This is a genomic window from Alteriqipengyuania sp. (assembly GCF_964222115.1).
GTDB lineage: Bacteria > Pseudomonadota > Alphaproteobacteria > Sphingomonadales > Sphingomonadaceae > Alteriqipengyuania.
Map to the genome: position 1 here is coordinate 15,851 of NZ_CAXQBM010000045.1, position 19,256 is coordinate 35,106.

General features: G+C 60.8%; 19 protein-coding genes. 9 read left to right on the top strand and 10 right to left on the bottom strand.

Translation table 11 applies throughout. The features are described 5' to 3' along the window. Positions 1-172: 172 nt before the first annotated feature. The 6 genes from ACEQXE_RS07005 to ACEQXE_RS07030 all read right to left on the bottom strand — a co-directional run bounded on the left by ACEQXE_RS07005 (position 173) and on the right by ACEQXE_RS07030 (position 8,599). The gene (locus tag ACEQXE_RS07005; protein WP_370178217.1) at positions 173-4,072 is read right to left on the bottom strand and encodes a transglycosylase SLT domain-containing protein; all 3,900 of its coding nucleotides are present in this window, start codon (positions 4,070-4,072) and stop codon (positions 173-175) included. Continuing rightward, positions 4,073-4,573, bottom strand: coding sequence for a hypothetical protein (locus tag ACEQXE_RS07010; RefSeq protein WP_370178218.1), 501 nt, complete (start codon positions 4,571-4,573; stop codon positions 4,073-4,075). Continuing rightward, entirely contained in the window at positions 4,570-5,061 is a 492-nt protein-coding gene (locus tag ACEQXE_RS07015; protein WP_370178219.1) for a hypothetical protein, read from the bottom strand. Before ACEQXE_RS07015 ends, ACEQXE_RS07010 begins: the two co-directional genes overlap by 4 nt. Before the next feature lie 2,179 nt (positions 5,062-7,240). Further along, the gene (locus tag ACEQXE_RS07020; protein ID WP_370178220.1) at positions 7,241-7,537 is read right to left on the bottom strand and encodes a helix-turn-helix domain-containing protein; all 297 of its coding nucleotides are present in this window, start codon (positions 7,535-7,537) and stop codon (positions 7,241-7,243) included. 2 nt (positions 7,538-7,539) lie between these two features. After that, on the bottom strand, positions 7,540-7,806 hold the full coding sequence (locus ACEQXE_RS07025; protein ID WP_370178221.1) for a hypothetical protein: 267 nt from the start codon (positions 7,804-7,806) through the stop codon (positions 7,540-7,542). 229 nt (positions 7,807-8,035) lie between these two features. Then, entirely contained in the window at positions 8,036-8,599 is a 564-nt protein-coding gene (locus tag ACEQXE_RS07030) for a recombinase family protein (protein ID WP_370178222.1), read from the bottom strand. A gap of 381 nt (positions 8,600-8,980) precedes the next feature. Between ACEQXE_RS07030 and ACEQXE_RS07035 the strand changes: the two genes are divergently transcribed. Next, a complete protein-coding gene (locus ACEQXE_RS07035) occupies positions 8,981-10,228 on the top strand; it encodes a type VI secretion protein ImpB (RefSeq protein ID WP_370178223.1) in 1,248 nt (415 codons plus the stop codon). Continuing rightward, complete coding sequence (locus tag ACEQXE_RS07040) at positions 10,228-10,482, top strand: hypothetical protein (RefSeq protein ID WP_370178224.1); 255 nt, start codon at positions 10,228-10,230, stop codon at positions 10,480-10,482. Before ACEQXE_RS07035 ends, ACEQXE_RS07040 begins: the two co-directional genes overlap by 1 nt. A gap of 2 nt (positions 10,483-10,484) precedes the next feature. On the opposite strand, the gene ACEQXE_RS07045 is transcribed toward ACEQXE_RS07040, so the two are convergent. Genes ACEQXE_RS07045 through ACEQXE_RS07055 form a run of 3 tightly spaced genes read right to left on the bottom strand, consistent with a single transcriptional unit; the run spans position 10,485 to position 12,346 of the window. After that, positions 10,485-11,090, bottom strand: a complete 606-nt coding sequence (locus tag ACEQXE_RS07045) for an SOS response-associated peptidase (RefSeq protein ID WP_370178225.1) — start codon at positions 11,088-11,090, stop codon at positions 10,485-10,487. Next, entirely contained in the window at positions 11,047-11,355 is a 309-nt protein-coding gene (locus tag ACEQXE_RS07050; protein WP_370178226.1) for a hypothetical protein, read from the bottom strand. Before ACEQXE_RS07050 ends, ACEQXE_RS07045 begins: the two co-directional genes overlap by 44 nt. A 28-nt stretch (positions 11,356-11,383) precedes the next feature. Continuing rightward, entirely contained in the window at positions 11,384-12,346 is a 963-nt protein-coding gene (locus tag ACEQXE_RS07055; RefSeq protein ID WP_370182538.1) for a hypothetical protein, read from the bottom strand. Positions 12,347-12,735: 389 nt separating this feature from the next. On the opposite strand from ACEQXE_RS07055, the gene ACEQXE_RS07060 reads away from it, so the two are divergent. Both ACEQXE_RS07060 and ACEQXE_RS07065 read left to right on the top strand, forming a co-directional pair. Then, positions 12,736-13,881 (top strand): beta-ketoacyl-ACP synthase III, encoded by a 1,146-nt coding sequence (locus ACEQXE_RS07060; protein WP_370178228.1) that lies wholly within the window; start codon positions 12,736-12,738, stop codon positions 13,879-13,881. A 45-nt stretch (positions 13,882-13,926) separates the two neighbouring features. Continuing rightward, positions 13,927-14,664, top strand: coding sequence for a phosphatidylserine decarboxylase (locus ACEQXE_RS07065; protein ID WP_370178229.1), 738 nt, complete (start codon positions 13,927-13,929; stop codon positions 14,662-14,664). An 18-nt stretch (positions 14,665-14,682) separates the two neighbouring features. Here the strand turns inward: ACEQXE_RS07065 and ACEQXE_RS07070 are convergent, their stop codons facing one another. After that, on the bottom strand, positions 14,683-14,937 hold the full coding sequence (locus ACEQXE_RS07070) for a hypothetical protein (RefSeq protein WP_370178230.1): 255 nt from the start codon (positions 14,935-14,937) through the stop codon (positions 14,683-14,685). Positions 14,938-15,274: 337 nt separating this feature from the next. Here ACEQXE_RS07070 and rpsB point away from each other — a divergent pair, with 337 nt between their 5' ends. The 5 genes from rpsB to ACEQXE_RS07095 all read left to right on the top strand — a co-directional run. After that, on the top strand, positions 15,275-16,051 hold the full coding sequence (rpsB, locus tag ACEQXE_RS07075) for a 30S ribosomal protein S2 (protein ID WP_370178231.1): 777 nt from the start codon (positions 15,275-15,277) through the stop codon (positions 16,049-16,051). A 90-nt stretch (positions 16,052-16,141) separates the two neighbouring features. Further along, positions 16,142-17,068 (top strand): translation elongation factor Ts, encoded by a 927-nt coding sequence (gene tsf, locus ACEQXE_RS07080; RefSeq protein WP_370178232.1) that lies wholly within the window; start codon positions 16,142-16,144, stop codon positions 17,066-17,068. Positions 17,069-17,171: 103 nt separating this feature from the next. Continuing rightward, positions 17,172-18,197: an oxidoreductase gene (locus ACEQXE_RS07085; protein ID WP_370178233.1), complete on the top strand. Its 1,026-nt coding sequence runs from the start codon at positions 17,172-17,174 to the stop codon at positions 18,195-18,197. A gap of 101 nt (positions 18,198-18,298) precedes the next feature. Continuing rightward, the gene (gene pyrH / locus ACEQXE_RS07090) at positions 18,299-19,018 is read left to right on the top strand and encodes a UMP kinase (RefSeq protein ID WP_370178235.1); all 720 of its coding nucleotides are present in this window, start codon (positions 18,299-18,301) and stop codon (positions 19,016-19,018) included. 28 nt (positions 19,019-19,046) lie between these two features. Beyond that, a partial coding sequence (locus ACEQXE_RS07095; protein WP_370178234.1) for a ribosome-recycling factor occupies positions 19,047-19,256 on the top strand: 210 nt, incomplete at its 3' end.

The following is a 19,256-nucleotide window of genomic DNA, read 5'->3' on the forward strand; positions in this document are numbered from 1 at the left end:
CTGGTTTGCGTTCCTATGGATTGCAGTCGCCGCGAGCGGCTGGTGGGGACGTTATGCCTTGCCCGTGGCCGCAGGACTGGGGGCGGCTGCGATTTATCTCGCAACCACCTCCCAGATTTTTCCTGCTATCGACTGCATCGCGGTCGGCTTGCTGCTTGCCTACCTGCGTAGATCAGTCCTCGTCACCGATCTCCCGAAGGGCGGTGATGAAGGGAGACACATAAGGTAGGTTGCTCCCCGGTAAGGACCTGACAATCTTGTGCGGGTCTGCGCCAATCGTACCAGAGAATACGTCTTGAGCGAGACCGGCACCGGGGGCGACAACGCCACCGAATAGAAGATCGCTCCGCTTTCCTCGCGGACCGTAACTGTCGCCCAGAGCCTCTCCCCAGTCGCCCCCGTAATTGGAGAATGTACTAACGCCGAGGTCCATGATGTCCCCGGAGAGACCTGCCATAGAAGCGTAGTTCAGAGTGGCTCGGGTCAATGCGAGGGGCGAGAGGTTCTCTTCGAGATAATCCTCCCGCTTCTTCTCGTCCATTGAAGCTGCCTTGAGCCCTGTCCGCGCCATGTGGATCGGTGCGGCGAAGCTCATGGCGGCCATAAGGTACGCGAAGGATTTCATGGCCCCGTAGTTGCGGGCATTCCTGCCCCACTGCTTTTCGACCGCGGTGATCGAGAACGTGCGGAACTGGAAGAGCAGCTTGAGGAACCCATTGTGTGCCCACTTCCCGGTCTCCCCGGTGAAGGTGCGCTGGATGATCTGCCCCGCGCCGCGCTCGATTGACTGCACCAACTCGTTGACAAGAGCCGGTGTCATCGCCTCGCCTTTGAAGAGGTCGAGACTTGTCAGGCGCCCCTTGGCATCGAACGTAGCGATCTTGTCCAAGTCTGCTCGGAGAGCTTCACGGAGCTGGGGGTGGATACCCATGTCGTCCAAAGCAACGTCATCTTTGCCGGAGCGGGCGAACTTCACGGCCTTGCGCAGCACCTCTTCGGCCATGAGCCGGGTCTGCGCGGCTAGGATCATCCGGTGACCGGAGAGGATCATGTTGCCGTGGGCACCTGCCCGAGTGGCTCGGGTGAGGAAGCCCATGTCGCTACCGTTGTACAGCTCGACCTCATTGTCGCGCACGTCGAACATGCGGGTCATCCAGTAGTCGTCCATACCGACCCCGCCGCCCATCTGATCGAGACTGCGGAGCAGTTCGTTGGGGGCGGTCTTGCCTACGGCGACCTGCCGAACTTCGGAGGCCATGCGAGGCAGTTCCTTGATCGCCCGGAAGGACGCCTGAACCCCGAGAGCCGGGATGGCGTTACCGAACTCGGCGAACTGCGTGAACGCCATACCACCCAGGCGCGAAGCGCTGGTGGCGAGCCGGAGATTGTCCATCCAGTTCCATCGAGCTTCTCCGAAGGGGGTATTCAGGAACTCGGCGGCGATCTGGTCGAAGGCGGCGACCTCGCTGGGTTTGTAGCCCGAGGCGATCATGGCCTTCTTGAGGATGTCGAGGCCCTTCTTGCCCATGATACCATACTGCGCCAGCGAGACCTCGCCCGCGACCCGGCGCGCGTATGAGCGGTAGAGGGCAGGGATGTCCGTGACGAAGATGTCCATGAGCTGCTTCCCCTCCCCGATCTCCTCGGAGAGGTCGAGGCGGAGGCGGCGCTTCGTATGTCCTGCACCACCGCGGCTGAACTTGCCCATGATCTTCTCGATCTCGGCAGGGTCCAGCTTCATGGCTTCAAGAGCATCGCGGACGATCTGACCTGCTTCGGGGGAGCGTAGATTGAAAGGCACCTGATACATCCCATTGGCAGCATCTACGCCGCGTTCGAGGTAACGGGTGGCGAGCGTGTCGGAGAACTTCGCGTCGAAGCCCTCGATCTCTTGGAACTGCCGCGAGAGGACGCCGCGGACGCGCCCCATCTGGGCAGGCGTGAGGGAGAGTACCTTCCGCGGGTCCAGTCGGTGCGGGACGTAGCCGACGCTATTGTCGCCCAACCGTGTATTACCGATCGTCCCGCTGCGCTGCTGCTCGATACGCATTTTCTCCATACCACTCTCGAACAGGTCGGCCGCCTCGGTGACGAAGGGGTTTGCATCGAAGCGGGTTCCGGGAGCCGCGCCGTTGCGAGCCTCGATCTCCTTAAAGACGCGACGGTTGAAGTCGTTTCGGCTGGACCCGTCCCAGAAATCGCGGACGAAGCCTACGCCGTTTTTGCGACGGTACTGGGAAGCCAGCGCATCGAAGCCGTGGAAGGTTTCGTTATAGACGCGCTCACGCATGAATGCCGTGATCGCTGCGGTTCGATGGCGACCGGCGCCTCCCTGCGGGTTCTCTAGCAAGGTTACGCCCACGGCCTTGGCCACGGGGCTGTCGGACAGTAGTAGGCGGGTGCTGGTGGCTTCCAGGCCGCCTTTCGAGAGCACGGTCTGGAGGGCTTTGGTATCGACCGGGTTAGCCTGCGAGATGCCTTGGGCACGAGCGATGGTCTGCTCAACCATCATACGCTCGGTCGCATCGGCGACCCCTTGCAGGTCACCGCCACTGTCGGCCAGCGCGCGCTGGAACTCCTCGCTCTGCGTGAGGAGTTCTTCCGACAGGCCGAGGCGCTGGTTCTCTGGAATGTCAGCGAGGGCGTAATCAAGCACGTCCAGATAGTCGCTCTGTATCCGCTTGCTGACCGCCTCCGAGACAGCTTCCGGGGAAGTGTTTTCTGGGAGGTCTGCCCGCACTGCGTCGGTGATCCTGTCGAGGTGTGCCTGCCGCGCTGCGCGCGCGGCGGAGACCTGCTGTGCGACCACCTTGTCGCGACCAAGGGCGGAGGTGACGCCACCAAGGGCGGCCCCGATCCCGAGGCCCGTGAGGCCGGAGAGGAGGTATTCGGAAGGGCTCACGTAGTCCCCTGTCGCATCGAGACCCGCAGTGACGGCAAGGTTGCCTAGAGCACCCTCGCCAGCGGCAGAGGAGATGGACGCGACTGGCCGCCCGGCGATTGCCAGAGCGCGGCTACCTGCACCGACAGCCTGCAAGCCCTTACCCACGCCGAAGCCTGCTGCCCAACCTACCGGGTCAAGCAGGCCGGTACCGATAAGCAAGGCGGTCGGCGATGACGCCGTGCCTATGATCTTCTCCCGCTCCCGATCCTCTTCGATCTTCTGCTGGATGTCGGCCAGTTCCTCGGCGCTACGTGCCTCGCGGATCATGGCAACCTCGCGATCGTTCTGGGCGAAGCTCTCGATCTGCCTCCAGTTCTGGAGATACTGCCGGTTGAACTCCGGGTCCTCGTCGAAGCTCCGGTCGTCCAGCGCGTCGATCAGCTCACCTAGAAGCGTCTCTTGCATACCTGCCTCGAAACGCTGCCAGTGGGTCACAGCCTGCCGCTCGGCCTCCTCGGCCGCAGCAGCGTCGTGCATCTCCAGCTCCCGCCCCACTGGGGCCATATCCACAGGGGCAAGGGTAATCCCCAAGGAGAGGTTCTGCTTGACCATATCGGAAACGCTGATGCGCGGTGGGGCGGGCTCGCGCTTGATTTCTCGTAGCTCGTCGGCGACTTCGCCGAACATCTCCTCGGGGGTAGCGCCAAGCATTTCAGAAACGCTTGGGAGAGTGGGTTTAGGGATTTCCCGAGGGGTGTACGAGGAGGTGCCGCCGTTCGCAGAGGCCGAGGACCCGTTACCCAGAACGCGGCCTCGGTAAGCCCGGTTGACCTTGCCCCAGTTTCGCCGGTCGGGACCGCCGTGATACTCGCCCACGGCGGCCTCCCAGCTACCGCTGTTGCGCCGCATACTGTCCCGGAGGTGGAGGGCTGCAACCCTCGCTGCGGCCTCGGGGCTGGCGTAGGCATCCACGCCGTACCGTTCCTTGAACAGGCGGCGGGTGGCGGGCATGATCTGATACACGGTACGCGCACCCATCGGGGACACCTGATCTGCATTTGACCGCTCACCCTTGGTTCGGATGGCTTGCATACCACCGGCAGGGAGGCCGTACTCGCGCTCAAGCTGCGCTTCGATCTCGTCATAAAGGGGGTCCGTGTAGGATCGTCCCCGGTTATTGTTGGGCATCTATTCCTGACTATCTGGGTTGGGCACTGTGGAGGGCTGGAAGCCGATTGGCGTATGTCCTGGGCGGGCTTCCTGTGCGGCATTCGAGGTTGGGGCGCTCTGCGGTTCGGCCACAGCAACCGTGCCTGCCATCTCGGCGAAACCGGCGTCACCTGTCTCTGCCGCCATTGTTGTAAGGTCCTGCTGGACGATTGGTGCAACCGCCTCGATTTCGGCGTAGTCGCCAGTCTCGATGTACCGGGACATAGCAACATTGTAGCGAGCAAGGGTTGGCAAATCAGTAGCGTCGATAAGCTGACCAATCCGCATCAGCGGCGCTCGGAACTCTGGGCGATGGGTGGCGAATTTGTCGAAAGCCGCTTCGTATGCCTGACGCGGAGGGGTTCCATTATTCATCATTGCTCGCGCAATTTCCGTAACTTCGGCAGTGTCGATACCCGCATGGTGAACTTCGAGGAGGCCCGCGTTCACCTTTGCGCTATCGCGACGGGACAGGCTCACTTGAGCGGGCCTCGGAAATAGCCTCGCCGTTTGCCCGCAAAGTATTCCTGTATTGCACGTGACGGGTTATCAGGCGCGAGGGCCATGATCTCTTGGGGGATGCGGTCTGGGGCCTTCTCGACCAGGTATGCCAAGACATTTTCCGGCAAGGCGTGGAAGCCGACGGCCTTACAGCTAGTGACTGGGCTTGTGCCGCTCCGCATGTCGTATCGCGGTGCGCGCCAAGTGATTGTGAAACGAAGGTGCTGGAGGGTGTCGCCCACTTTCGACGGGGCACTCGTAACTTTAACGTCGCTGATATTGGCGAAACGGGCTTCGGCAGCCTCCGCAGCGCGTTGGGCTTGCGCCCTCAATGCCTCTGCCTCGGCGGTAGCAACATCGGTTGTGAGTTTTTCCACGCGCTGTTTCGCGGTGGCGAGACGCTCGGCTAAAGCAAGATCGGCCCTAGCCTCCTCAAGTGCAGAGGCGAGGGCGGTTATATTTGTCATAAATGTCCTTTCAGGTGCGTCGGCACATGGCCGCGCGGGTTGGTTGTAATTTCTAAGCTGCGTGTCAGCGGCTAGTCCCCAGCCGCGTGGCCCGAGCGGCGGCGAGGGTGTCTGTGTCCAAGTGCACCGCTCGCATCTGCAAACGTCCGCAATCGGCATTGGGATCGTGGACGCAAAGGACGAGAGGGGCGGGGGTTCGTGCCCTATCGCGACCATCACGTGCTGTGCGAGCAGTCGGGGGAGGGCCATACGGACATGGGTATCGTATGTTTGGCCCGGTGCTGGACGGTGTGCGGGCGGGGGTCGCCGCTTCGGCGTAGCCCTCTTGCGTGCGGGCGCTGGAGCCCGGACCTTTGCCTCCATCGCGAGGAGCGTGGCTGCTGTTTGTGGGGCAGGCGGGGTTTTGTAGTGCTCAAAAGCAGCAGCAGCCATCAGGTCGTCTATGTCGAGCGGGACGGGTTGAGGTGTCATGGGTATCCTTGGGTCAGAGTATGGCGAGGGGATCGGGCTGGTATGTGAGATCAACCGATTGAGGCGCAGAGCTAGGTGCATTTGAGAGGCGACGAATGCGCGCGCGGAGGCCTTCGTGTGCATTGTCCGGGACCAACTCTCCGGGAGCGGGCGGCTGCGTTCGCTCCGAGTGGGGCCAGTTCTCCGGGAGATAGCCGTAGCTGGGGGTAGAGGAAGGGGCCTCAAGAGGGTCCGGGGCCAGTTCTCCTATACTACAAGTAGTAGTAATCGGAGGGAGCGAAGCCGGGGCCAGTCCGGTTTGGGATAGGAACTCCGCGAGCGCGTCCATGCGGAGGCGCAGGCGTGGGCCATCAACCGTGAGCCGGATACAGTCGTGTCCATTGTGCCGCTCGATCGCAAAGGCGTGGCCGTTGACTACCAGCGTATCGCCTTCGCGGCTTCCCCATCTACCCATCGGGACGGCTCCGGTGCTGTCTCCTGCCCGCACCGCTCGCACAGCTTTGCGAACCTGCGAGAGTGTTCTGATCTGTCGGATGTCCAAGGTAGCACCCCGGTCCGTGAACAGTGCGGCCAGCTTCCGCAGGACGGAGGCCGGTAGCGGTTTACTGAAATGGTTGGCGGGATTGTACGTGGTGCCGAGCAGCTTATTCAGCCCCTCAACGTCAGCGCGGTTGGTAATTCCTAAAGCCCCGGCATCGTCGAACCATCTGCGGACCAAATCCACGATGGCGGCAGAATATCCCGCAGGCTTCGGCTTGTAGGCCACGGGCGCTGAATGAATGCGAAGGGCAGCGGCCTCTGGGAAACGGGCCTTGTACGCCTGCACGCCGTCTATGCCCTGATGTAGAGCAACGGAGCGGAGTGCGCGCTGGTGGCGCTTAAGGCGCTCCGTAGGCGACAGATCGGCTAACGGCTGTGTCTCGTATTCCGGCCCCTCCGAGCATGGCGGGGCGTCGTCCATGATTGGTCGGACGCTAGCGCTCGCGGGGCGGCACATAGCCGCGCGGCAAGTTCTCGTCGGGGTTGTCTGCCCTAAAGCGCGCCATTGCCGCCTTTGTATCTGCCGAACGCCCGTTGACGTGGCGCTGTGCCCAACGCGGCAGCGGGATACCCAAAAGCTCTAGTAGCGCCCTTGTGGCAGCGCGGCGGTGGGCGTTGTGAGTGAAGAACCGCTCTAGTTCTGGGTCAGCCAGGCGGTCCGAAATAATCATCAGTGCCCGCTGGTCAGAGCGGGGGTCGTGTTCGATCTCCACGGGGTCTCCTGTATGTGGGAATAGAATTGACAAAAGCCGATATAGATGGGGCGCGCGGAGGTGGGCGCAGCGGGGGGCAGCTTGTCCAGCACAGCGAGCCGCCCCCCACGAATGAGAACAGGGGGCGGCTCCGGCCAACACCCCGCAGGTATCCGCGAGGAGCGTGCTCATTCCCCCACAAGGAACAACGGGGGAAGCTGGAAGGACATGATGACGGTACAGGTGTAACTGCTTTGTCTAGACGGTATCAATTCACCGACACTCACCAGAAAGGCGGGGCAGTCAGCCAGCTCCACAATGAGAAGGAGCCTGGGAATGGTGGGCTGCGGCTGTGCCGCTCTGCCCTGGGTAGCCGCTGGGCTATCCCGCTGCCGCAGTAATGAAAACGCCCCGCCTCCCGTAGGAAGCAGGGCGCTATTTGGGACACCGTGGTGGTGGCCGCAGCGGTAGGGAGTTCACCCCTCTAAGCGAGCGATGCGCGCCTTTGTAGCTGCGTCTGTCGTGTCGTTGGACCTTTGGCCCGCCTCGCCAGTGTCTTTGCTTTCAAGGGCATCTACAGGCGCAGGGCTCCCGCTTTCGTATTCCTCCACCGCAGCGACAGGGATACGCCATAGCTTTCCCAACTTGAACCCGCGAAGGGTGCCCGCAGCCAGTAAGTCATAGATCAGGGTGGTCGAGCATCCCCAACGCTCCGCTAGATCGATAGGCGAGAGAGGAGGGCGCTCCGACCTGTCTGTCATTATGGCCGCCATATCTAAGCGGCCTTAGGAAGATCGTTGCGGATGAAGTCTGCTTGCCCGCACAGTGCCGCCTCCATCTCTGCTATGTCTGCTAGCTCCTGCTCGCGCCGCTCCAGTAGCGGGACCATGATGCGCTCAAGCAGGCCTAGCATGATATGAGCAGGGTACTCCTGCCCCCGGCGCAGATTGGGCACAAAGCGCGGGTCTTTAGCTGCTACAGTCCCAAGCCAGCGCGCGGATTTACCTGTGCTAGCAAGGTAGTCATCGATCAGGTCGATCATAGGGGAGTTCCGAGAAATGTCAGCGGTAGGCATAGGGATTTCCTTTCTGTTTGCCCCGCCTAGATGACTAGTGCTGTCTGACTGAAGTAAAAAGATTTTATTGCAGCCTAAGCCGTATAAACATTGCACTCAACACATCTACCTACTTAGGTGCATAGTACTAGTGATGTACTGATGGGGTGGGTGGGTATCCCGCGAATGTGGACAAGGTGCGGGGTATTGATTGCCGTTAGCTCCCTGTATCCGCTAATCTGTAAACGGTAGATCGGGCGCACCCAATCTGCCGGGCAACCTCCGCAGGCCCCATACCCCCAGCAAGCAACCTCCTGATTTCCTCTGGATCAACGCTAGGCTTCCGCCCCCGATAGACCCCTTTAGCCTTGGCTGCTTCAATCCCGTCGCGCTGTCGCTCGGCGCGGATGTCAGCCTCGAACTCCGCTACAGCCGCAAGAATGCCTAGAGTGAGCTTGCCTGTGCTAGTCGTGGTGTCGATCCCCGATTGCTGGAGGACACGGAAGCCAACACCCTTGGCGGTAAGCTGCTCGACGATCTTGTGGAGGTCGATCACAGAGCGGGCCAGCCGGTCGAGCTTCGTAACAATGAATGTGTCTCCGCTGCGGACATACTCTATCGCCCTGGCTAGCTCTGGCCGGTCGCTAGCTGTTCTACCGCTACGCTTCTCGGCAAAGACAGGATCGCACCCAGCCTCCTGTAGCGCGGTCTCTTGAACTTCTAGGGACTGCCCTGCGCTCGATACACGGGCGTACCCCACGAGCTTCCCACCTTTTTCCATAAGTCTCTCCTATGTCCGATTTGGGTCTAGACCCTGCCCTTGATATGTCCGAAAATGAACAAGTCAACCCTAATCGGACGCAATCACGCAAATTGTGAGACGTTGCGTTAGGCTATACCCTAATCGGACAGAGGTTAGGGCAGGCCCGTGCGCTAGAGCGCATAGCGTTGGGCTGCTTGATCGATTGGCATTCTGGCCCTGTTTCGCTGGGAGGCTGGGGCTAGGACCCCCACGGGGGGAAGCGCGCGTACACAGTGTCGGAGGTCTCCCCTCTCGTCAGCACACCATTTTCAGGTCGCTCCCCCTGTGAGGCAGAAGAACCATAGCGTATGTTCTTCTTATGTTCTAATCAGGGCGCCTATCCTGATTCGGGGCGTGAGAGTGCGAAAGCCAGATACCGTCGAGCACCTGTACCTCGATTTTGATGGGTTTTTCGCCAGCGTCGAACAGCAGGTGCACCCTAGGCTGCGGGGCAGGCCAGTGGGCGTTATTCCTTTTTCAGGTCCCAGCAACCGCATCATAATTGCTTGTTCAAAAGAAGCTAAGGCCCTCGGCGTTTCCAATGTGATGACATTGGAGGATGCCCGCGCGGCCTGCCCAGACATATTGCTCGTGCCGCAAAGTCCGCACCTATACCGCCGCGCGCATAACGCTCTGCTCGCCGAGATTGAAAGTGTGGTGCCGATCGATGTCATCAAGAGCATCGACGAGCTGAGTTGCAGACTCGACCCCGCGCAGCGCACCGAGCCACTAGCCATCGCGAGCCGGATCAAGGCGACGGTTGCGGAGAATGTCGGACCCTACATCACTAGCTCTATCGGATTTGCCGCCAACCGCCACCTAGCGAAGATCGCATGCAAGATGGACAAGCCCGATGGGGTGACAGTGTGGCATCCGCACCTGCTCCCGGAGCAGCTCTTCACGGTGCCTCTGCCTGATATCCCCGGTGTCGGTAGCCGCATGGTCAGGCGGCTCTGCGCCGCCAATATAATAACAACCGAGGACCTGTACCGCACCCAGCCTAAGCAGATGCGAAAGCTGTGGCGAAACGTGACGGGCGAGAGGTTATGGTATGCCCTGCACGGATACGAGATCGAAGCCCCGCAATCAAAACGCGGCATGTTCGGTCATGGTCGAGTGCTGCCGCCCGATGTCCGCACACCCGGCAAAGCTCGGGAGATCGCCCGCGTCCTGCTGGTCAAAGCTGCACGGCGAATGCGGCGCGAAGGTTATTATTGCAGCGGGCTATGGCTCTGGGCGGAACATCGCGCCGGGAGATGGAGCGAAGGCATCAGCCTTCCCGTCGTTCATGACGATGCGGCGCTCCTGGCGGCATTCGGCAACCTCTGGGCCAAGCTGTGCAAGGTGCTGGGGCCAAGGCCAGCGCTGTTTCGTATCGGCGTAACGCTCTATGATCTATCGCCTGCGGATCGCAGGCAGCTCGATTTCCTGCTCGACGATGACAGCGAACGTCAGCGGTGGGAGGCGATCAACCGAGCGATTGACGAACTCAACACTCGGTATGGATGCACAATCTGTAGCGTAGGCTTCTGGCCGCGCACCAGTCAGGAGAATATCGGCGGCAAGATCAGCTATACCCGAATCCCCAATGCCGAGGACTTCTGGTGATGGGAAACTGGAAGACAAAGCTGCGGGGCGGCGATCTCGACAAGGGGGCACGGCTTGAACTGCTTTGCAGAAAATGCGGGCAAGTGCGCTATCTTACCCATGCCGATCTTGAAGCAAGGAAGGGCGCGCTCGGCCTCTACCTAGACCAGATTGAGGCGCGCGCGCGATGCCGGAAGCGCGGCTGCGGTGGGCATATGCGAATGGCACTGCTGCGGAAAAACGACACTAGTGGTTTCGTGGGTGGGCTGGCCTAGCCCTAGCGACGGGACGCCCAGGGCTGCGATGTGCGCTCAATATCGAGCGAGCCTTCGAACGGCAGGCAAAGCCCCCTAGCTTCATCTGGGGAACCGTGCTGCCAGCGGTCCCGATCCTCGCCCGCTAGGATCACCGGCATACGGCTATGTACCTGCGCCGCATCGCCGCGCGCATCGGTCATCACCATCGTATAGCATTCGCCCCATTCGTCGCTATCGCGCCATATCCCGGCGACCGTGAAGGCATCGACATCGGGCAGTGAAAGCCATGTCCGCTTCATCGCGCCGCGCGGCCCTTCGGCCTCGGCCCAAGCGGTCAACGGGATCAGGCAGCGGCGCTCGGCGAAGCTGAAGCGCCACATGAAGCTGTCGAGCTTGTCGGTGCGCGCATTGTTCACCGGCTTCGGTTTCAACGGCTCGCCAGTCTTCTTGCTCTTGAGCACCAGCGGGAAGCCCCACGTCATCGATCGCAACCGCCCTTCGGCAATTACCGCACCGGAATAGCCGGGATAGACCTCTTCGGCGAAATTCGTACCAGCGGCAGAACCCACCGCTAGCAGTCGCTCAATCTCGGCTGCTTCCTTGGCTAGTCGATACAGGTTGCACATTCTCGATCTCTTCCGGGGAATTGATTTCAGAAAAATGGGTGGCTGTCCCCAGCTCGTCGAGCGGATGCCATGCCTCAGATGAAGTTCGCCAGCCCGCTTCATCTAGTGGCTCCGGCGTTTCGCCTACCGCGCTCCCATGATACTCCTCCCAGGCTGCCAGGTACGTCTCTGGCTGACCTGATGGGCGAATGACCCAAAAGAGCATTTCGCGACCGTCCCGAAATTCGCCAACTGCTTCTTCAAATGGTCGCCATAAAATTGGCATTGCCCTTCTCCTTAGAGCATCATAGGCGTTAGAGGATTTCGAGGGAGCCCCGATAAATCCAGCCGCTCTCAAGTTTGCCTAGGTGGTTTTCATATGAAACCAATAACCACCGGCCCATTTTCGCCTCAATCGAGACCATCGCATCTCTACCTAGCACTGAGACTTTTTCAGCGCCTTGCTTGGGCTCAACGCGGACATAGGCCCGATTTTTAACTACCGCACGAGGCAGGGCGCCAACACGTTCGCGCTCGGCGTTCTCAGCCACTTCTTCCTGAGCAATCTTCGTGATCTCATCAACGGCATCCTGAACCTGCTGAACACTTGTTTGGGTTTGACCGTGCTGTGCGGCATTTTCGGCTTCAGATAGGTATGCATTATAGTGATCTAGAATGAAGATTATTATGAGTAACAGTGTGGTCCACGAAGTCCGCTCCAACTCCTGCTTCTGATTGGCGTTGAGCCTTCGCACCTGCGCTTTTACGAACGCTACTGCTACGTTCTCATTGGGCTGATCTGGGGTCTCCTCGATTTCTTCGGCTAGGCGCTCAAGAGCGAGTCTAAACTCATCCGTTCGGAAGGCATCTGCGAAAACACTCGCTTCCCTTACCCTGTGGTCCAGAAACGTTGAGAAAGGTTCCCGCAGTTTTTCAATATTCGCTATCGTCTCGGAAAACGTGTTGACGTTCATTGCTTGTGAGATGGTCAGGGGAGTGTGCAGTCTATTTGCGAGAGCAATTTGTCCGGCAACTCCATCCGACAATGCCTGCGCCTGAGCTGCCAGCTTGAGAAATCCAGCGTTCGTCCCATAGGACAAGGATAATGCCTTTGCTGTTTCTACAGCTGATGGACTAATCGCGTTGAACCGGTTCGCTAATTCAGACGCAGCGCTAACGGTGTCGATCAGACCGGCCCTTTTGGCGAACGATGCAAGCCCAGAAGCGTCCTCTATCATCCTGCGACGGCGGCTTTCTTCTTTGAGCCAACGATTCATGGGGTCGGTCATCGGATCAATCTAGCGGGTTGTTTAATTGGCGCCAGTGCCCCTGAGGTTTGGAGGGCAATGAATTTAACACCCGACGGGTTGAAGAAGGTGATACAGTCGGCTACTACAGCCGGAGTAGTGCACTGCGGCCAAGATGCTGTATTTGGAAGATTTTTAGGTGGGGCTTGGCAATCCAGCCCTGTCCACCATTTCATCCCTCGCAAGCGAACCAGCGTGAGCAATCGCACGAGCGATTGCGCGCTGGGGCGGAGTCGAAGCGTAGCGGAGACGCCGCATGCGGCAATCCAGCCCTGTCCACCATTTCTCCCGCCCGGCTCCCGCGTCGCGAGCCATCCGACTTGCCGCGCATGGCGCGCACCGCTAGGTCTCGCCGCTCCATGAATACGCATGCAAAATCCGGGACGCCACGACCCGTCATCTCCGCAACCGGGCTGTTCACGCCCGAGGACAGCATCAGCAACGAAGAACTGGTCGAAAGCTTCAACGCTTTTGTGGACCGGCACAATGCCGCCCATGCCGAGGCGATCGAGGCGGGCGAGGTCGAGCCGCTGACGCATAGTTCGGTCGAGTTCATCGAAAAGGCGAGCGGGATCAAGGCGCGCCACGTGATGAACAAGGCGCCGCTGATCGACCCTGCGATCATGGAGCCTCGTCACGAGCCTCGAGGGAACGACCAGTTGTCGTTGATGGCCGAGATCGGTGTGGCAGCAGCGCGCGAGGCACTGGCGAAGGCGGGGCGCGACGTGAAGGATGTCGACGCCGTTCTATGTGCGGCCTCGAACATGCAGCGCCCCTATCCGGCCATGGCGATCGAGATCCAGCAAGCGCTCGGGATCGATGGCTTCGGATTTGACATGAATGTTGCGTGTTCCTCCGCCACCTTCGGCATCCAGACCGCGGCAGACTACGTGCGCGCCGGCAATGCGAAGAGCGTGCTGGTGGTGAGCCCGGAGATTACCAGCGGCCACCTCAACTGGCGCGACCGCGACAGCCATTTCATTTTCGGCGATGTCGCCACAGCGGTGCTGGTCGAAGATGCTGAGATCGCGCCGGATGTGCACTGGGACATTCTGGGTACGAAGCTGAAAACGGTCTTTTCCAACAATATCCGCAACAATTTCGGCTTCCTCAATCGTTCGGACCCTGAAAGCATGGGCACCGACGACAAGCTGTTCGTCCAGGAAGGGCGAAAGGTCTTCAAGGAAGTGGTGCCGATGGTCGCGGAGATGATCGTGAACGAGGCTGAGCGCCTTGCAATCGATCCAGCCGGGCTTCGCAGGCTCTGGCTGCACCAGGCCAATGCAGGGATGAACCGCCTCATTGCACAGCGCGTGCTGGGCCACGAAGCGAACGAGGATGAAAGCCCGACCGTGCTCGATACCTACGGGAACACGTCGAGCGCAGGATCGATCATCGCATTCCACCTGAATAACGAGGATATGGTCGCAGGGGACACGGGCCTTATCTGCAGTTTCGGCGCGGGCTATTCGGCAGGCACGGTATTCGTGCGCAAGGCCGCGTGATGGCAGGCATGCCCACTGTAACGCAGCGGAGCGGGGTGGCTGGCCTTGGCTGGTGAGATCATGGACAATCGCGGCCGGGGAGAGGCCCGTGCCAGCATTCCCTCCGTCCATCCAGAGGGCCGCAAATACGCGCTGATCTGCTTCGGGCTGGCCGTAATCGCCGCGCTGCTCGCGTGGGAAACGATCGCCTGGCCGCTCGCCTTCCTGTCGCTTTGCATCCTCGTTTTCTTTCGCGATCCGGAGCGAGTGGTGCCGCGGGGCGACGATCTGATCTTATCGCCTGCCGATGGTACGATCACGCAGATCGCGGAGGTTGAGCCGCCGCTGGAATTGCGCGGTGAGGAAGGCGGGCTTGGCACCGCTCCGATCACGCGTATCTCGATCTATCTGAGCCTGTTCGACGTGCACATCAATCGCAGCCCGTGTGCCGGGACAATTACCGCGATGAGCTATGTGCCAGGCAAGTTCGTCAATGCCGAACTCGACAAGGCCAGCGAAGAGAATGAACGGCAGCACCTGCTGGTCATGCGCCGCGACGGCGTGGCAATCGGGATCACGCAGATTGCGGGGCTGGTGGCCCGCCGCATCGTACCTTTCGTCAAGCCGGGTGATATCGTTGCGGCGGGGCAGCGCGTGGGCCTGATACGGTTCGGGAGCCGGGTCGATCTTTACCTGCCCAATGGCACGTCCCCACAGGTTCTGATGGGGCAGCGGGTCATTGCGGGGGAGACGGTGCTGGGCCGCATCGGCGAATTGGCCGACCTGGAAGGCCTTCAGCAGTAATTCGAAGCTGTAAGTGTGTCATGCTGCGGCGCGAATAGCGGCAGCGGCAGATCGAAGCTGGCGTGCAGGGCGGCGAGCCTGTCGACAGGCAGGCATGCGCGTCTTGCCGAAACATATCTCTGCCGACGATACTTGCGGCATGGCTCTGAGCGCCCGCAACTCCTTTGCGAGCGCGCCATAGGAATGCCAGCCGCGCATCAGGCTGTCCGTCGCAGACAGCAGCGTCGCGAAGAGGGCAGCAACAAGCAGGCAGGTAATGGCAAGCGCGATCATGGTCTTTCTCCGGCCCTTGGGTCTTCCAGAGAGCCGGCACAAAGCGATGGACCGGCTGTGGAAAACATGCTCATAACGTGTCAGCGACTCACAGCGTTCCGCCGACGAGTGCTTTTGTTCTTGATTTGTTCTCACCTGTCAAGGTGAAAACGGGCGAGCAGAGTTTAATTCAGGACGAAATGACGCTGGATTTATGACGCAGGCGACGCTAAGTGCGCGCCTTCCGCGAGGGATTCGCGGGAAAATCCACATGGAAGGCATCATAAACCGGTGCTCAAGGCGGGCTCTCCGCTGCGGGTTACCGCCTTCCAGAGGTTCAACCGGAAAGGAAATACCTATGGCGGCTCCTACCGTCACGATGCAGCAATTGATCGAGGCCGGCGCACACTTCGGCCATCAGACCCACCGCTGGAACCCGCGCATGAAGCCGTATATTTTCGGCGCGCGCAACGGTGTTCACATCATCGACCTGTCGCAGACCGTGCCGCTTATGGCGCGTGCGCTCGATTTCGTCGCGGCCACCGCGCAGGGCAATGGCAAGGTGCTGTTCGTCGGCACCAAGCGCCAGGCGCAGGAGCCTGTGGCTGAAGCGGCCCGGATGAGCGGGCAGCACTTCGTCAATCACCGCTGGCTGGGCGGCATGCTGACCAACTGGAAGACCATCAGCGGTTCGATCAAGCGCCTTAAGACGCTGGAAGAGCAGCTTTCGGGCGATACGGGCGGCCTGACCAAGAAGGAAGTTCTCAACCTCACGCGCGAGCGTGACAAGCTTGAGCTTTCGCTCGGCGGTATCCGCGACATGGGCGGCATTCCCGACGTGATGATCGTGATCGACGCCAACAAGGAAGATCTCGCCATCAAGGAAGCCAACGTGCTTGGCATTCCCGTGGTCGCGGTGCTCGATTCGAATACCGACCCGACCGGCATTGCCTTCCCCGTTCCGGGGAATGACGATGCGGCGCGTGCCGTGCGCCTGTATTGCGATGCCTTCGGTGAAGCTGCGCGCAAGGATGGATCGAACGATCCGGGCGTTGGCGAGATGGAAAATCCGCCCGCGGAAGCCGCTCCGGCCGAAGAGCCCAAGGCTGAAGAGACGACCGAAGCTGGCGCGTAATCGCCGCTTCACAATCGCTGACTAGCGCCCCGGATCGAGATGGCTCGCTTCCGGGGTCGCTGACCACATTACAAATTCAAGGAAAGAATCATGGGCGCTTTTACCGCCGCTGACGTGAAGAAACTCCGCGAGAAGACCGGCGCGGGCATGATGGACGCCAAGAAGGCACTCGAAGCTGCCGATGGCGATGTCGAAGCTGCGGTCGACGCACTGCGCGCCAAGGGCCTTGCCACCGCGCAGAAGAAGTCCAGCCGTACTGCCGCCGAAGGCCTCATCGGTGTCGCCGTTGAAGGGACCAAGGGCGTCGCGGTCGAAGTGAACTCGGAAACCGACTTCGTTGCCAAGAACGATCAGTTCCAAGACTTCGTGCGCAAGACCACGCAGGCCGCGCTGAGCGCCGATGCCGACGATGTCGAAGCGCTCAAGGGCATGGCGCATCCCGATGGCGGGACCATCGGCGACAAGCTGACAGACAATGTCGCGACCATCGGCGAGAACCAGCAGGTCCGCCGCATGAAGACCGTCACGGTCGATAACGGCCTGATCGTTCCTTACGTGCACAACGCGGTTGCGCCGAACCTCGGCAAGATCGGCGTGCTCGTCGCGCTCGAAAGCGAAGCCGATACCGAAGCGCTCGAGACGTTGGGCCGCCAGCTGGCCATGCACATTGCCGCCGCGTTCCCTCAGGCGCTCAATGCCGAGGGTCTCGATGCCGAGCTGATCGAGCGTGAGCGTTCGATTGCGAAGGAAAAGGCTGCCGAGAGCGGCAAGCCCGAGAACGTGCAGGAAAAGATGGTCGAAGGTGCGGTGGCGAAGTTCGCCAAGGAAAACGCACTTCTCAGCCAGGTGTTCGTGATGGACAACAAAACGCCCATCGAACAGGTCGTCGCGCAGGCTGGCAAGGATGCCGGCAAGCCGATCGTGCTGAAGGATTATGTCCGCTTCCAGCTCGGCGAAGGCATCGAGAAGGAAGAAAGCGATTTCGCGGCGGAAGTCGCGGCAGCAGTGAAGGGTTAAACGTCTTTCACAGATTGCCTAATTGGCGGCCGCCGGATTTCGATCCGGCGGCCGTTTTCATGTCTGCCGGACTCCATCCGGTGAACGACTGAGGAATAATTGCATGACGCGCATCGGTGTAGGTCTGATCGGATACGGCTTGAGCGGGCGTGTCTTCCACGCACCCTTCGTGCAGGCGACCGACGGTCTGGACCTGCGCGCGGTCGTTTCCAGCAGGCCGGACACGGTGCGTGAGAGCCTGCCCGGGATGGTGGTGGTCCCCACGCTCGAGGCGTTGTTGGACGAACCGGGTATCGATCTGGTGATCGTGGCCAGCCCGGACGATCTGCATGCCGACCACGCAATTGCGGCTCTGGAGGCGGGCAAGCACGTGCTGGTCGAAAAGCCCGTCGCAACTACGTTGGCCGATGCGCGGCGGATAGCGGATGCGGCTAAGCGCACGAACCGGATCGCGACCGTGTTTCAGAACCGGCGCTGGGATGCCGATTTCCTCACTCTTAGACGAATCATCGCGGAAGGCCTGCTGGGGGAGATCGTTCAGTTCGAAAGTTATTTCGATCGCTGGAAGCCCGAGGTCCGGGCGCGCTGGAAGGATGAGCGCGACGGCGGATCGTGGCTCGATCTGGGCCCACATCTGGTCGATCAGGCGCTGTGCCTGTTCGGCATGCCGCAGGCGATAACACTCGATCTGGCGACGCTACGCAGTGGCGGCACCGCACCCGATTGGTTCCACGCGGTCCTGCGCTACGAGCAGCTGCGCGTGGTCCTCCATTCGAGCAAGCTGAGTGCGGACGATGGCCTGCGCTTCGCCATCCACGGCACGGGCGGCAGCTGGATCAAGCACGGGCTCGACCTGCAGGAGCCACAGATCCTGGCAGGGGCGCGGCCCGGCGATCCGGAATTGGGCGTCGACCCGGTCCCCGGCATCTACACCCCCTCCAGCGACATTCATTCTCATGGCGAAGTTCCCAACGAGTGCGGCGATTACAGCCTTTTCTGGGACGCGCTGGTGCTCGCGCTGCGGGGCGAGAGGGTCAATCCCGTGCCGATCACCGAAGCGCTCGATACGATGCAGGTGCTGGATGCTGGGCTGGAAAGCGCGCAAACGGGCAAGACCGTGCGGCTGTAACGATTGGCAGAGCGCATGGAAACCATGCCCCACAACGTTGCCACCCGCGCAGCGCCGCGTTAGGGCCAAGCACCTGCCCCAGAATGTCGAGAACCACCTCCATGCCGATCACCAACGCCAAGCGTATCCTCCTGAAACTTTCGGGCGAGGTGCTGATGGGCGAGCAGGAATTCGGTATCGATCCGGCCTTCGTCCTCGAGCTGGCGAAGGAAGTGAAACAGGCCAAGGATGCGGGCTACGAGATCTGCCTCGTGATAGGTGGCGGCAATATCTTCCGCGGGATGGCGGGGGCGGCGCAGGGGATGGATCGCGCGCAGGCCGATTATATGGGCATGCTGGCCACGGTGATGAACGCGCTGGCGATGCAGAGCGCGCTCGAACAGCTGGGCGTGCCCACGCGCGTGCAGTCGGCAGTGCAGATGGATCAGGTGTGCGAGCCTGTGATCCGGCGCCGCGCCGAACGCCATCTGGAAAAGGGCCGCATCGTCATTTTCGCGGCCGGGGTCGGCGCGCCTTACTTCACGACCGACAGTGGCGCAGCCTTGCGCGCAGCAGAAATGAACTGCGATGCATTGTTCAAAGGCACCAGTGTGGACGGAGTTTACGATTCCGATCCCAAGAAGAATGCCGATGCCAAGCGTTACGACACGGTAACTTACGGCAAGGTGTTGGCGGACAACCTGAAGGTGATGGACGCCAGCGCTGTCGCCCTATGCCGCGACAATAATATCCCGATCGTCGTCTTCTCGATCCGCGAGCAGGGCAATCTTGCCCGTGTTCTTGCTGGCGAGGGCGTGCAAACGATCGTACAGAAAGACTGAAATTCAAGAGGATGCAGGAAGGCCGATCATGGCGAAATACGACAAGTCCGATATCGAACGCCGCATGCAGGGCGCGGTGGAGAGTCTGAAAGGCGATCTGGCGGGCCTGCGCACGGGCCGCGCCAACACCAGCCTGCTCGATCCGGTAGTGGTCGAGGTTTACGGCTCGATGATGCCGTTGAACCAAGTCGCGACCGTGTCTGCCCCCGAACCGCGCATGCTCAGCGTGCAGGTGTGG